Raw genomic sequence first — 13880 nt, 5'->3', positions numbered from 1 at the left:
GATTTGATGACAAATCCGGTTCTGGTCGAGGTTTTGCGCGGCGCGGTCGTCGAGAGCGCTCATCGCGGCGCCGTCGCGGTCTTCGACGCCGACGGCAAGGCGCTCTGGGAGCTCGGCGATACGGCACGGCCGGTGTTCCCGCGCTCCGCGGTCAAGGCGATACAGGCGCTGCCGCTGGTCGAAAGCGGTGCTGGCGAAGCGTTTGGCTTCGGCGACCGGGAACTGGCGCTTGCCTGCGCCTCGCATTCCGGCGAACTGGCGCATGTCGAACTGGCGCAGGCGATGCTGGCAAAGGCCGGCCTCGACAAGACCGCGCTGGAGTGCGGCGCGCATTGGCCGTCGAGCCATGAAGCGACGATCGCACTCGCTCGCGCCGGCGGCGCGCCGAATGCGCTGCACAACAATTGTTCGGGCAAGCATTCGGGTTTCCTCTGCACCTGCGTCCACGCCGGAATCGCGCATCGCGGCTACGTCAAGGCCAGCCATGCCTTGCAGGAGATGGTGCGCGACGCCATGCAGGCGGTTACCGGCGCCGCTCATGACGTCGACCGTTGCGGCACCGATGGCTGCTCGATCCCGACCTATGCCGTGCCGCTGCGCAGTTTTGCGCTCGGCTTTGCCCGCATGGCGACCGGCGTCGGCTTCGAACCGGTACGCACCAAGGCGGCAAGACGACTGCTCGCTGCCTGCATGGCCGAGCCTTTCCTGGTCGCCGGCACGGGCAGGGCGGATGTTGCGCTGATGCAAGCCGCACCCGGCCGGATTTTCGTCAAGACCGGGGCCGAAGGCGTCTATTGCGCGGCATTGCCGGAGCTTGGCCTCGGCATTGCGCTCAAGTGCGATGACGGCGCTGGCCGCGCCGCCGAGGTCATGATTGCCGCCGTACTGGCCAAGCTTCTGCGATCGGACACCGCACTGGCGGCGAAACTGATCGAACAAACAAACCCTGCCATCGAAAGCCGGATCGGCGCCAAGGTCGGCGCCCTCCGGCCGACAGCCGCCTTCAGCTGACGTGATTGCGTTCGACGGTCAGATGCGCATAACCGGCATTGCCTGATGCAGCAAGGTCGCCGGTTATCGGCTCGGCCCAGCGCTGGCCGATGATCGCGCCGTTTTGCGCCCCGTCGATGACGTTGTCGGAAATGACCGCCGTTCCGGCCCCTTCGACCACGGTGACGACGATGCCGGTCCCGGCCTTGCGGATGATGTTCGCGGTCGCGATCACATTGCGCATATAGGGGCCCCAGCCGATCTGCATGCCGTAGAGCGGCGCATTCTCGACAACATTGCCGGAAACGGTGGTGTCAGCCTCGACGCTGATGCCGACGCCGAAGCCGGGCGCATCGGCCGGGTAGGGGCCGCTGGTCGACAGGTTGCGCACGATGTTGCCGGAGCACACCCCCATGCGGCCGCCCTCGTTGAAATTGACGATCGAGATGCCGTTGGCGGCGCCCTCAACGATATTGTTACTGATGATCGCGCCTTCGAAGGAGAATTCGGAATAGAGCGCCGTTTCGCCCGAGCGCGAGCAGGTGTTGCCGGTGACCTGCAGATTGCTGGCGCTGTTGGCGCGGATCGCCGAAAACGCGCAATCCGAGACGATATTGCCCGAGATGACGACGTTGCCGGCGCGGAACGCATTGATGCCGTTGCCGTTCTGGCCGGTTCCGCCGCTGCGTGCCTGGATGCGCTCGACGCGGTTGCCGCTCACGATGGTGCCGTCTTCGTCCGCTTGCCAGCGATGCACGAGGATGCCGCCATTGGCGCAGTCTGACACGGTGTTGCCTGATATCGCCAGGCCTCCGGCCTCGACCGAATAGATGCCGGCATCGGCGGCGCCCGAAATCTCCGAGCGCTCGACACGGCCTGAGGCATGTTCGAGCGCCAGCCCGTTCTTGCCGCTGCCGGTGATCTGGCAATTGTCGACGACAAGGTGGCCGACGCGGCGCAGGTCGAGCAGGCCTTGTGCGTAATCGGCCATCCAGCGGTTGCTGCCGTCGAACACCAGCCCGGTGAATTCGATGTGCTCGGCCTGTTCCGCCATGAGCAAGTGACCATTGCCACCATAGACGATCCGCGACGCGCCCGGCACTCCGGAAAGTCTGATACGGCCGGGCAGCGACAGGTTGGACACGACATAGGTGCCCGGCGGCAGGAATACCGGCATGTCGCGATCGCTCGCATCGCGCAGCAGCCTGGCGAAGGCCTTGCTCTGGTCGTCGAGCGCGCCAGGCTGTACGCCGAGCTCGGTCGCATTGATCGAGCCGCGCATCGAGGCATTCTCGATGCCGGGCAGGCTTTTCGCTGCTGCCTTGCCGAGCGAAAGGCCCATGACGGCAAAGCCGGCGGTCTGGGCAAGCAGCTTTCGTCTGTTCAACATCGGCACAGGTCCTGGCGTTCAGCCGCCAAGTCGCAGGAATCGTGCCAGACCGGCCCGGTCAAGCTGGTGGTGAAAATCTGACGCTTGGTGCCCCAACACGGAATACGCCTTGCGACCCTCTGTGGACGATCAAACGAAGCCTTTTTGGCTTCTATTCGATCCTCGTCGGGCCGGCGAGCACCGCATTCACCCCGTTGAAGGCAAGTTGCAGGAACATCCGGTCGATCTCCGCGGGGGAAAGCTTCGTATCCTTCTCAAGCCACCAGTGCGTCACTTCAAAGAACGCACCAACGATGAAGCGTGTGGCGATCTCAAGTCTGGCTCCGCCTTCATCACCCTGGATATTCGTCAATTCATGGCGAACCTGCCCGCTTATCCAGCTGCGGATCTCTTCTGGCATTTCGCGCTTTTTCCCGCCCATCAGCACACGGTGCATCTCCCGCATGGCATGCGCGTGCTCGAACATCGGACCGCTGAAGGAAAAGCCCTTGGCATTTCTCTGCGAATGGCGTTCGGCACTGCGCGCCTGCAAGCTCTTCATATGCTCGTCGATCGTTGCCTTCCTCAAGCAGTCCTTGTCGGAATAGTGCGTGTAGAAAGTCGAGCGGCCGACATCGGCTTCCCTGCAGATGTCCTCGACCGTGATCGCCGTATACCCTTTCTCTGCGGTCAGTCTGAAAAGCGCCTGCTGCAGTCGGCTGCGGGTCCTGGCGACCCGACGGTCGATCGGTCCGGCTGGCATCAGCAACATCCTTTTTCGGTCATAGGACACCAAACCGTCCAGTATCGGGCACGCTGGTGAGATGTGGCCAGTAAAACCGATACTGGACACACTGTCCAGTATCGTATGCTCCTGCGGGAAGGCTCAGCGCGAGACCGCTGGCAGGAGATGAAGCAATGCACCAACGCCTTTTCGGAACAATACTTGGAGGGCATGCGCTAGTCGCGGTCGTCAAAGTGGCCGTGGTGCTTGTGGCATTTCTGTCGCTGGGGCAGGTAAATGCGCTCTTTTCCTTGGGGATTCCCGTCTTTCTGTTTCATGCCGGCGCACTCGTCGTAATCGTAAGCCTATTGATATGGCAAAGCGCTCACGGGCGGTTGTCCGCCAAGACCCACAGACCGGCCGCCAGGGAGAAGGCGCCGCATGTCGGCATAACGCTTCATTCCGCCGCCCTGTACGATACGCTGGTCTGGCTTCTGACCTTCGGTCGCGAACGTGCTTTTCGCGAAACGATATTAAGCTTCGCGAAGCTGAAACCGGGGGAAGTGGTCCTGGATGTCGGGTGCGGCACCGGCACCACCGCGCTCCTCGCCAGACGAAAGGTGGGGCCGGAGGGGCGCGTGGATGGCGTCGACGCCTCCGCCGAAATGGTTAAGCGCGCGACGGCAAAGGCCCGGCGAGCCGGGTTACAAGTCGGGTTCTCGACCGCCACCGCACAGGAACTGCCTTTCAAGGATGGGGAATTTGATGTCATCCTCAGCACGCTGATGTTCCACCATCTCCCAAAGAAGGGCCGCGAGGAATTCGGCAGAGAAGCCTTACGCGTGCTGAAGCCGGGCGGTCGCGTGCTTATCGTCGATTTTGCAAAACCGCCGCGCCAGAAGAGCACCTTCCGGTTCCACCGGCATGGTCACGTCGATTTGGACAGAGTTGCAGCGGATCTCCGCCGGCGTGGCTTCAATATCGTTGAGCGAGGGGACGTCGGAACCAAGGGGCTCCGCTACCTGGTTGCGCAACCGGACCTTAGCCTTACGGCCCTCGAAGCGCGATAGGTACGCCAAGGCATTCCCAAGGGGTCGCTTTCCACCCACCCCAAGCGGCTGTCTAACCTCGGGTTACTGAGCATCAGATTTTCACCGCCAGCTTCTTCAGCAATGGCTTGTGGAGTCGTCATTCCAAGCCTAAGTTCGATAAATGAGCAGGGCCTTCACCCGCGAAGAAGACAGCGAAAACGCCATCGCCGGTATCGGCGAGCGGCCGACCAGCCCGCACCGTAATCTGGTGACCGAGCGCGGCTTGGCGATGATCGAGGCGGAATTGGCCGCTCTGCGCGATGAACTGGCCAGAGCGGAGAGGCGAGCCGACCGCGAGCGCATCGCGCTCATCTCGCGCGATCTGCGCTACTGGACCGCGCGGCGTGAAAGTGCTGAGCTTTCCGTGCCGGAACCCGGCAGCGAAATGGTTCGCTTCGGCATGGGCGTCACGCTGGAAAGCGATGATGGCAGGAAGGTGCACTGGAAGATCGTCGGCGAGGATGAAGCCAATCCGGCCAAGGGAACGATTTCCCACGTCTCGCCGATGGCCATGGCCCTGTTTGGCAAGAAGGTCGGCGAGATTGCCGTGGTCAATGGCAAGGAGTGGGAAATCGTCAAGCTCGCTACCGGCTAATCCTCGATCTTGACGACATGGTCGCGGAAGAATGCCGCAGCACCCACTTCGTCGATCTCGCCGGCGGCGACCATCATGACCAGTTGAATGATATCCGCCTGCTCGGCCTCGACACTGAGCCCGTTGAAATAAAGAAACAGATCGGCTGCGGCAAAAGCGGTACGCTCGTTGCCGTCGACAAATGGATGGTTCTTGGCGATGCCGAAAAGATAGGCGGACGCCAGTTGGCAGAGATCAGGCTCGCCATAGATCTCCCGCTGTTGCGGTCGATAAAGCGCCGACTCCAGCATTCCTTCGTCGCGGACACCCGCTGCTCCGCCGTGAAGGCGCAGCTGCTCGGCGTGAAGCGCCTCCACGAATTCCCTCGAATGATACTCGGTCATTTTGCGAGCGCGCGGTAGGCAACCTCGTACTTCTTCATCCGCTCGCGCGCGACCTTCATCTTGCGCTCGAACTCCTCCGCCGTATCCTCAGTACGGCGCAGGCGAAGCTCATCACCCTCCTGGACGATGACGATGCTGTCGCCCGCCTTCAGGTTCAATCGGTCGAGGATTTCCTTGGGCAGGATGACGCCTTCGGAATTGCCGATCTTGCGAATGGTCGTGTTCATGAGTTCAGTCCTCGTTGCAACGTCGATTATAACTCGAGCTGTCGGTCGTTGCAACAGGGATTATAACAGGCTCAGCCGGCCTGCAGCAGCCGGTCCATCAACCGGTCGGCCGCTTCGGGAATAACCGTGCCTGGCGGGAAGATTTCCGCCGCGCCGGCCTGCCGCACTGCGTCATAATCCTGCGGTGGGATGACGCCGCCGGCCACGATCAGCATCTCGTCGCGGCCGAGCTTCTTCAGCGCGTCCCTGAGCTCGGGAATGAGCGTCAGATGTCCCGCCGCCAGCGACGAGGCGCCGATGATATGCACGTCATGCTCGACGGCAAGTTTCGCGATCTCTTCCGGCGTCTGGAACATCGGCCCGACAGTGACGTCGAAGCCGAGATCGGTAAAGGCCGTGGCGATGACCTTCTGCCCACGGTCATGGCCATCCTGTCCCATCTTGGCCACAAGAATGCGCGGCTTGCCGCCGGACTTCTCCTCGAATGCTGCGATCTTGTCCTGCAGCCGGTCGACCACTGGATTATCGCCCAGCGCATTGCGATAGACGCCGGAAAGCGTCTGCACCGAGGCGAGATGGCGGCCGAAGACCTTTTCCAGGGCGAGGGAGATCTCGCCGACCGTCGCATTGGCGCGCGCGGCGCGGATGGCGAATTCCAGCAGATTCTCGCCGCTCTGCGCGGCGCGGGTCAGCGCATCGAGCGCGCTTTCGACCGCCCCGACATCGCGCGTGCCTTTCAGCCGCTGCAGCTTCGACAATTGCCGGGCCCTGACCTCGGCATTGTCGATCTTCAGCACGTCGACTTCGATATCCGTGCCGGGACGATGGGCGTTGACGCCGACCACGATCTGCTCGCCTGAATCGATGCGCGCCTGCGTCCGTGCGGCGGCCTCCTCGATGCGCAGCTTCGGTACGCCTTTTTCGATTGCCGCGGCCATGCCGCCGAGGCTTTCGACCTCCTCGATGTGGGCAAGCGCGCGTGCCGCGAGATCATGCGTGAGCCGTTCGAGATAGGCGGAGCCGCCCCACGGGTCGATGATGCGCGTGGTGCCGGCTTCCTTCTGCAGGATGAGCTGCGTATTGCGGGCGATGCGGGCCGAGTGGTCGGTCGGCAGCGCCATCGCTTCGTCGAACGAGTTGGTGTGCAATGACTGCGTATGCCCTTGCGTCGCCGCCATCGCCTCGATCATGGTGCGAATGATGTTGTTGTAGGGGTCCTGCGCCGTCAGCGACCAGCCCGAGGTCTGGCAGTGGGTGCGCAGCGACAGCGAGCGTTCGTCCTTCGGCGAAAAATTCTTCTGCATCAGGCTCGACCACAGCAGGCGCGCTGCCCTCAGCTTGGCAACTTCCATGAAGAGGTTCATGCCGATCGCCCAGAAGAACGAGAGGCGCGGCGCAAAGCGGTCGATGTCGAGGCCAGCCGCGACGCCGGCGCGAGCATATTCGATGCCGTCGGCGATGGTATAGGCGAGCTCGAGGTCCGCCGTCGCACCCGCCTCCTGCATGTGATAGCCGGAGATCGAGATTGAATTAAACTTCGGCATGTTGCGCGAGGTGTAGGAAAAAATGTCCGACACGATCCGCATCGAAGGTTTTGGCGGATAGATGTAGGTGTTGCGCACCATGAACTCTTTCAGAATGTCGTTCTGAATGGTCCCGGCGAGATCCTTCTGCGCAACGCCCTGTTCCTCCGCCGCCACGATGTACAGCGCCAGGATCGGCAGCACGGCGCCGTTCATGGTCATCGACACCGTCATATCGCCGAGCGGGATGCCGTCGAACAGCTGGCGCATGTCGAGGATGGAATCGATTGCGACGCCGGCCATGCCGACATCGCCGGCAACGCGCGGATGGTCGCTGTCATAGCCGCGATGCGTGGCGAGATCGAAGGCGACCGACAGGCCTTTCTGGCCGGCTGCGAGGTTGCGCTGGTAGAAGGCGTTGGATTCTTCCGCGGTCGAGAAGCCCGCATATTGCCGGATCGTCCACGGCTGCTGGACATACATGGTCGGGTAGGGACCACGCACGAAGGGCGGCAGGCCCGGAAAGGTGTCGAGATGCGGCAGCCCCTTGAGGTCGCCTTGGGTGTAGAGGTGCTTGACGGCGATGCCTTCCGGCGTCATCCGCTGGCCCCTGACCTCGACCGGCGCACGGCGTGGCGCCGACCAGCCGATCTGGCTGAAATCCGGGATCATGACGTGGCTCCGATCGACTGATCGATGCGGATCGGAAACAGCGGCTCGCAGACCGCCACGCCTTCGGTGAAGGCGGGCCGCCGCTCCGCCGCCAGCGTCTCGACCGGACGCTCGGTCTTCGACGGATGAAGCGTCGTGCCGACTATGGCCCGTTCGCCCGCCTGATAGGCGGCGTTGCGGCGGGCGGAAGCCGCCTGCACCCGTTTCTGGATATGGCCTTGCTGCAGGCTCGACAGCACGCCGCCTTCCGCCTCGATCCGCTGGAACTCTTCCCAGGCGGCCGCGCAGAATTCCGCTGTCAGCGCCTCGACGGCGCCCGAGCCGCACGCAGGATCGGCGACATGATCGATATGGCTTTCGCTGGCCATGATCAGTTGCGCGTTGCGGGCGACGCGGCGGGCAAAGCCCGCCGGCAAGCCATGCGCGATGGTATGCGGCAGGATGGAGATCGAATCCGCGCCGCCGGCCGCAGCCGCGAAACCGGCGATCGCGGTGCGCAGGATGTTTGTCTCCGGATCCATCGTCGTCATCATGCGGAACGACGTTTCGGCATGGATGTTGGCCGCAGAGGCCGGGATCGAGCAGGCCTCCTGGATCCGCGCCCACAGCCTGCGCAATGCCCTGACCTTGGCCATCGATACGAGCTGGTCCTGGTCGACGCTGAGCGCAAAGCCGATATGTGGTGCCGCATAGACGAGCGGCTGGCGCGCCTGCTCGAACATCCTGAGATAGGAGACCGCCGAAGCCAGCATGGTGCCAAGCTCTTGCGCCTCGGTGGCGCCGGCATTGTGGAACACCCGCCCGTCCGCCTCGAGCAGCACGCCGGGCACGCCCATCGAGAAGAAATGCGCCAGAGATTGCGGCATCGATGCCTGCAGCGCCTCAATCGACATGCGCAACCGGCCGGTTCCGGCAAATATCGCTGCCGGATCGATGCCGAAGGAGAGGTTGAGCTTTGCCGGGTCGGACCGGCGTCTGGTCAGGAACGCCACCAGCCAGTCGGCCACGGCACGGCTCCAGGGGTGAGCGTCGATTCGAACCTGGACGCGGTTGAGCGGCACGCCGTCGAGAACCGTTTCCAGCGCCTCGGCCGTCCTCGGCAGGCCGTAACCGAACGCATTCGGCGCGCCTTCGAAGACAAGCGACAATCCGGTCGCGCCTTGGGCCACGTCTTCGAGCGCCTGGGCTTTGGCGCGGTCGACGTCCGGGTCGTCGACACGCTGGCTGACGATCCATGGCGATCTTGGGTTTGCCCGCACCAGGGGCTCTGCCGTCGCCGACCGATCGTAGAGCGGTTCGATGCGGATGCCATCGTCGGTGTGGGATACGAGCTTTTCCTCGAAGGATCCGCCGGCCAACGCCTTTTCCGCAAGCGCCAGCCACCGCTGCCGGTCAGCATTCGCAAGTTCAGCATCCTGGGTCAAGGCACCGGCGCCCATCCGCTTTCCTCGTTCTATCGGCCGCACCAGCCTGGAATATGTCAGTCTACGGTTCCCGTCCCGATATCACAATGCAATGTGCATTTCGGACTCTGGTCCACATCGTCGGCATCCGCGTCCAGCCGCGACCTGAACCATCAACCGATTGCCAAACATGCGCAAAATCCGCAAGCTCCAAAAGCTCATTTTCGGCGATGGCCATTGTCGCTGCACAAAGGCCTGACTATACCTGCTGCAAGGCTCCTTTTCTTCAATGGATCAGGGCTTTCGACTGATCAAGTTTTGCGGAGACCGGACGTATGGCGGATGACTTGAGTATTTTCATCGGTGCCAGCCGCAAGCCCGACGACAGCTACCAGCGCGCCGAACAGCTTTTGCTGCAATATGGCAATCGCCACGGCCTTGTCACCGGCGCTACCGGCACCGGCAAGACAGTGACCTTGCAGATACTGGCGGAAGGCTTCTCCAATGCCGGCGTTCCCGTCTTCTGCGCCGACATCAAGGGCGATCTGTCCGGCATCGCCATGATGGGCACGGCACAGGATTTCCTGGTCAAGCGGGCCGACCAGGTCAAGCTCGATCCCTATGATTTCCAGGAATTCCCGGTCATCTTCTGGGACCTGTTCGGCGAGCAGGGCCATCCGATTCGCGCCACAGTGTCTGAAATGGGGCCGCTGCTTTTGTCGCGGCTGATGAACCTTTCCGAGGCGCAGGAAGGCATCATGAACATCGTCTTCCGCATCGCCGACGAGGAAGGCCTGCTGTTGCTCGACATGAAGGACCTTCAGGCGCTGCTCGCCAACGTCGCCGACCGCGCCGAGGAAATCGGCGCCCGCTATGGCAATGTGACGAAGCCTTCCGTCGGCGCGATCCAGCGCACGCTGCTGGTCCTGGAGCAGCAGGGAGCGGCGCATTTCTTCGGCGAGCCGGCGTTGCGGATATCAGACATCATGCGCACCACCCGCGACGGGCGCGGCGCCATCAGCGTGCTCGCCGCCGACAAGCTGATGATGAATCCCCGGCTCTATGCGACGTTCCTGCTTTGGCTGATGTCGGAACTGTTTGAGGAACTGCCCGAAGTCGGCGATCCCGACAAGCCGAAGCTGGTCTTCTTCTTCGACGAGGCGCACCTTCTGTTCGAGGATGCGCCGAAGGTGCTGGTCGACCGGGTCGAACAGGTCGTCCGCCTGATCCGCTCGAAGGGTGTTGGCGTCTATTTCGTCACCCAAAATCCGCTGGATATTCCGGAAACCGTGCTGGCCCAACTCGGCAACCGGGTCCAGCATGCCTTGCGCGCCTACACGCCGCGCGAGCAGAAGGCGGTCAAGACGGCCGCCGATACGTTCCGGCCCAATCCCGACTTCGACTGCGCCACCGCGATCACCCAGCTCGGCACAGGCGAGGCCCTGGTCTCGACACTGGAGGCCAAGGGTGTGCCGTCCATGGTGCAGAGGACACTGATCCGGCCGCCATCGTCACGACTTGGCCCGATCACACCCGACGAGCGCCGCAAGCTGATCGCGGAGAGCCCGGTCGCCGGCCAGTACGACCAGACCGTCGATCGCGACTCGGCCTTCGAGATGCTGCAGAAGAAGGCCAAGGACGCCCAGGAGGCGGAAGCGCAGCAGCAGGAGAGCGGCCGCTCGCGCTGGACCATACCCGGCTTCGGCAACGACGATCCGGAGCCTCAGTCCACCGGCAGGCGCGCGCCGGCACCGCGGCCGTCCAATCGCCAGACGGTGGCCGAGGCGGCGATCAAATCGGTGGTGCGCTCGGTCGGCTCGTCGGTGGGGCGGGCGATCGTTCGCGGCATCCTGGGAAGCCTCGCCAGGGGGCGGTGAAGAGCATCGGGCCCAAAGGTGGGCACCCGGAATTGCGCTACTGGGACCGCTCGTCGCCAGTGTCGGCCATCTCGTCCTTGAAGTTAACTTTCGCACCCTTCTGCACCATAGAGGCGAGGTCTTCGGCATCCCAGTTGGTCAGCCGGATGCAGCCGTGCGAGAAGGTCGTGCCGATCTTGCGGGGTTCGGGCGTGCCGTGGATGCCGTAGCTTTCGATAGAGAGGTCGATCCAGACCGTTCCCACGGGATTGTTCGGCCCGGCAGCGATGGTGAAGGGCCGCTTGGTCCTGACTCCCTTGAAAGCGAAGTCCGGATCATAGTGATAGGTAGGGTTGTGCACCACGCGTTTGACCTCCGCCATGCCGCTCGGCGCCGGCTTCTCGTCGCTCCCGATCGACGCGGGGTAGACCGCGAGCCATTTGCCGGCAGGATCGAGCACGCGCACCACGCGAGCGCCCTTGTCCACCTCGACGCCGGCAGTGGCGACGGCAGGATCGCCGCGGCCAACATCAGGCACCACCAAGGTCGTGCCGGCTCTCCTGAAGCTGGTGCCCGGATTGAGCCTTCTGAGCAATTGTTCGCTGATATGGAAGCGCTCCGCCAGCTTCTCCACCGCGTTGCGATAGCCGAGCCGCCGCAGACGGGCCATCCTCTCCATGCGAGCCGGAATGCGCTTGGTGAAGGGTCCGCGCACATCCTTGCGCGTCACCTCATAGGTCACCAGGACTGGACCGGCGGAGGTCGTCATCAGTCTGTCCCAGGTCTCCCGAGTGAGCTTGCCATCGGACGGCAATCCGTTCGCCGTCTGAAATGCGCTGACCGCCTTGGTGAAGTTCTCTGAAAGGCGCCCGTCGATCAGGCCCGGCGAGAAGCGGGCGCGATCCAAAAGAATCTGCGCCTTCAGAACGGTCAGATCGACGCCCTTTGGTTCGCCGGCGGCGAATTGAGCCTGATTGACGGCGGTGAGGTCCGGCTTGGCTGCCTCCGCACCGCCGCACGCGAGGGCGAGCACCGCGGCGACGACAAGAAGGAGCCTGATCATCGAGGTCACTCTCTGGACTGCAACAGGAACCTGCTTCTATGACGCGGTACGGCCCATCTGGTTCCCTTCGCCGACAGCTGCATCACCCGCAGATGCGGTAGCCGCAGATCCGGTATCCGTTCTGCCGTCGGCGTGGATAGGTACAAGCATTGGACCCAAAGTGGAACCGGTTTTGGGACAATCCGATGCTCCAGCAAAGATCAGCCGGAGGGGGCGGCCTCTTCCGTCGCCTGTGCCTTAGCCAGGTCAGAAGATCGAGTCGGTGATCGATTTTACCGGACCGAGCAGGATCGACCCGTCCGGCACGCCGGCGTCGATCGGGATGGCCTTGCGGTCCGCCGCCGCCACCACGGGCTCGCCGACATCCGCCGTCACCACGACCGGGGTCTTGTTCGGCGCGCGGTCATAAAGATCGATGATGTCCTGGTTGATCAGCCGCACGCAGCCCGATGACACCGACTTGCCGATCGATCTCCATTCCGGCGAGCCGTGCAGGCGGTAGAGCGTGTCCTGGTTGCCCTGGAACAGATAGAGCGCCCGCGCGCCAAGCGGGTTATCGAGCCCGCCGGGCATGCCGCCATTATCGGCGCTGTACTTCGCCAGTTCCGGCTGCCGCGAGATCATATCCCCCGGCGGCGTCCATTTCGGCCATTTCTGCTTCCACTGGACGACGGCGTCTCCCGACCATTCGAAGCCGGCACGACCGAGCCCGACGCCGTAGCGGATCGCCTGGCCGCCCTCACGCACCAGATAGAGGAAGTGATTGGTGGTATCGACGACGATGGTGCCCGGCTTCTGGCCGGTAGGATCGGGAACGATCTGGCGCAGGTAGCGCGGATCGATCTTCTCGAACGGTATGGCCGGCAGTTCGAAATTGCCGTCGGACATCGGGGCATACATCATCGCATAGTCGCCGAGCGGCGGTTCGTCATAGGCCGGCGGCAATGGCTCGATCGGCTGCTGCGCCATCGTGGTGGTGCAGCCGGACACCGCAATCGAGGCGGCGCCGAGCGCAGCAGCGTTGAGAAAGCCGCGACGGCTGAGGCGAAGAGAAGACGATTCGATTGTGGACATGGTTGCCTTTTTTAAGTCTCAAATCGCAACAAAGCGTGAACTCGCAGATTGGTGCGACGTTTGTCCCATCAATGCCCCGCGCGATAGGCGGTTCCGATTCTGGCCTGACGGTGGACAAACAAAGGCAAAGCTGTGACTGCACTGTCCCTGTTGCGCCGAGGCAACAGCCTGTCAGCCTTCGGTCAGCAGACCTTCGAGTGACGGCAGGATCAGGGCCGGCGGAAAATCCCGATATTCCTCAGGCTGGTCGGAGCGGTTGATCCACACCGTGCGGAAGCCGAATTTGGTGGCGCCTGCGACATCCCAGCGGTTCGAGGACTGGAACGACACGGCATCCGGATACAGCCGCCAGCCGGTGGTCACCATGTCGTAAACCGACGGATCGGTCTTGAAGCGTTTGACGCTGTCGACGGAATAGACATTGTCCAAAACCTGGTCCAGCGCGGCAGATTTGACCGCCGCCTCCAGCATTTCAGGCGAACCGTTGGAGAGGATCGCCAGTTTCGCACCTGCTGCCTTGAGCGCCTTGAGCACGGCCGGCACCTCCGGGTAGCAGTCGAGCCGCCAATAGGCGTCCAGCAGCTTGGCCTTCAGCCCCTTGTCCGCCGAGGGAACCCTGAGGAAGGCGAAATCGAGCGCCTGTTCGGTGAGCTGCCAGAAATTGGCATAGGCGCCCATCATTGTCCTGACCCAGGAATACTCGAGCTGCTTGGCGCGCCAGATCTCCGACAGAAGCTGGCCGTCCGGCCCGACCTGGTCGGCATGACGACGCACGGCAGCGTGCACGTCGAACAATGTGCCGTAGGCGTCGAAAACGTAAGCCGCGTAATGCATGTGTCAGTTTGCGACCGGGCAGGACTGGGCGCAAGCACTGATTGCAGCCCAAAGGCCGCTGGTCTCAACAAATCTC

13 protein-coding genes are annotated in these 13880 nt (G+C 63.1%); 4 read left to right on the top strand and 9 right to left on the bottom strand.

The window, feature by feature from the left end; all coding sequences use genetic code 11:
* The first annotated feature begins 6 nt into the window (after nucleotides 1-6).
* Nucleotides 7-1011 (top strand): asparaginase, encoded by a 1005-nt coding sequence (locus EN859_RS04090; protein WP_127851646.1) that lies wholly within the window; start codon nucleotides 7-9, stop codon nucleotides 1009-1011.
* Here the strand turns inward: EN859_RS04090 and EN859_RS04085 are convergent.
* Nucleotides 1004-2380, bottom strand: coding sequence for a TIGR03808 family TAT-translocated repetitive protein (locus tag EN859_RS04085; protein ID WP_127851645.1), 1377 nt, complete (start codon nucleotides 2378-2380; stop codon nucleotides 1004-1006). The two genes, EN859_RS04090 and EN859_RS04085, sit on opposite strands and share 8 nt — an antisense overlap.
* Nucleotides 2381-2531: 151 nt before the next feature.
* Nucleotides 2532-3212, bottom strand: coding sequence for a TetR/AcrR family transcriptional regulator (locus tag EN859_RS04080; protein ID WP_127851644.1), 681 nt, complete (start codon nucleotides 3210-3212; stop codon nucleotides 2532-2534).
* Nucleotides 3213-3277: 65 nt separating this feature from the next.
* Here EN859_RS04080 and EN859_RS04075 point away from each other — a divergent pair, with 65 nt between their 5' ends.
* Nucleotides 3278-4153 (top strand): class I SAM-dependent methyltransferase, encoded by an 876-nt coding sequence (locus EN859_RS04075; protein WP_127851643.1) that lies wholly within the window; start codon nucleotides 3278-3280, stop codon nucleotides 4151-4153.
* A 142-nt stretch (nucleotides 4154-4295) separates the two neighbouring features.
* Nucleotides 4296-4769, top strand: a complete 474-nt coding sequence (gene greA / locus EN859_RS04070) for a transcription elongation factor GreA (protein ID WP_127851642.1) — start codon at nucleotides 4296-4298, stop codon at nucleotides 4767-4769.
* Here the strand turns inward: greA and EN859_RS04065 are convergent.
* The 4 genes from EN859_RS04065 to EN859_RS04050 all read right to left on the bottom strand — a co-directional run bounded on the left by EN859_RS04065 (nucleotide 4766) and on the right by EN859_RS04050 (nucleotide 9013).
* Complete coding sequence (locus tag EN859_RS04065) at nucleotides 4766-5152, bottom strand: type II toxin-antitoxin system death-on-curing family toxin (RefSeq protein ID WP_127851641.1); 387 nt, start codon at nucleotides 5150-5152, stop codon at nucleotides 4766-4768. The genes greA and EN859_RS04065 overlap by 4 nt on opposite strands.
* On the bottom strand, nucleotides 5149-5379 hold the full coding sequence (locus EN859_RS04060) for an AbrB/MazE/SpoVT family DNA-binding domain-containing protein (protein ID WP_127851640.1): 231 nt from the start codon (nucleotides 5377-5379) through the stop codon (nucleotides 5149-5151). The genes EN859_RS04065 and EN859_RS04060 overlap by 4 nt, the downstream gene beginning before the upstream one ends.
* Nucleotides 5380-5450: 71 nt before the next feature.
* A complete protein-coding gene (scpA, locus tag EN859_RS04055; RefSeq protein ID WP_127851639.1) occupies nucleotides 5451-7574 on the bottom strand; it encodes a methylmalonyl-CoA mutase in 2124 nt (707 codons plus the stop codon).
* On the bottom strand, nucleotides 7571-9013 hold the full coding sequence (locus tag EN859_RS04050; protein WP_127851638.1) for a methylmalonyl-CoA mutase subunit beta: 1443 nt from the start codon (nucleotides 9011-9013) through the stop codon (nucleotides 7571-7573). Before EN859_RS04050 ends, scpA begins: the two co-directional genes overlap by 4 nt.
* A 299-nt stretch (nucleotides 9014-9312) precedes the next feature.
* Here EN859_RS04050 and EN859_RS04045 point away from each other — a divergent pair, with 299 nt between their 5' ends.
* Nucleotides 9313-10854 (top strand): helicase HerA-like C-terminal domain-containing protein, encoded by a 1542-nt coding sequence (locus EN859_RS04045; RefSeq protein WP_127851637.1) that lies wholly within the window; start codon nucleotides 9313-9315, stop codon nucleotides 10852-10854.
* Nucleotides 10855-10891: 37 nt separating this feature from the next.
* Here EN859_RS04045 and EN859_RS04040 read toward each other — a convergent pair whose 3' ends face one another.
* The 3 genes from EN859_RS04040 to EN859_RS04030 all read right to left on the bottom strand — a co-directional run bounded on the left by EN859_RS04040 (nucleotide 10892) and on the right by EN859_RS04030 (nucleotide 13804).
* Nucleotides 10892-11896 carry a L,D-transpeptidase gene (locus EN859_RS04040; protein WP_127851636.1) on the bottom strand — a complete coding sequence of 335 codons (1005 nt, stop codon included), beginning with the start codon at nucleotides 11894-11896 and terminating at the stop codon, nucleotides 10892-10894.
* Nucleotides 11897-12142: 246 nt separating this feature from the next.
* Nucleotides 12143-12970, bottom strand: coding sequence for a L,D-transpeptidase (locus EN859_RS04035; RefSeq protein ID WP_127851635.1), 828 nt, complete (start codon nucleotides 12968-12970; stop codon nucleotides 12143-12145).
* A gap of 171 nt (nucleotides 12971-13141) precedes the next feature.
* Nucleotides 13142-13804: a haloacid dehalogenase type II gene (locus EN859_RS04030; RefSeq protein ID WP_127851634.1), complete on the bottom strand. Its 663-nt coding sequence runs from the start codon at nucleotides 13802-13804 to the stop codon at nucleotides 13142-13144.
* Nucleotides 13805-13880 lie beyond the last annotated feature (76 nt).

The sequence above is a fragment of the Mesorhizobium sp. M00.F.Ca.ET.216.01.1.1 genome, from assembly GCF_004010325.2.
GTDB lineage: Bacteria > Pseudomonadota > Alphaproteobacteria > Rhizobiales > Rhizobiaceae > Mesorhizobium.
This window is presented reverse-complemented; position numbering and strand designations above follow the sequence as displayed.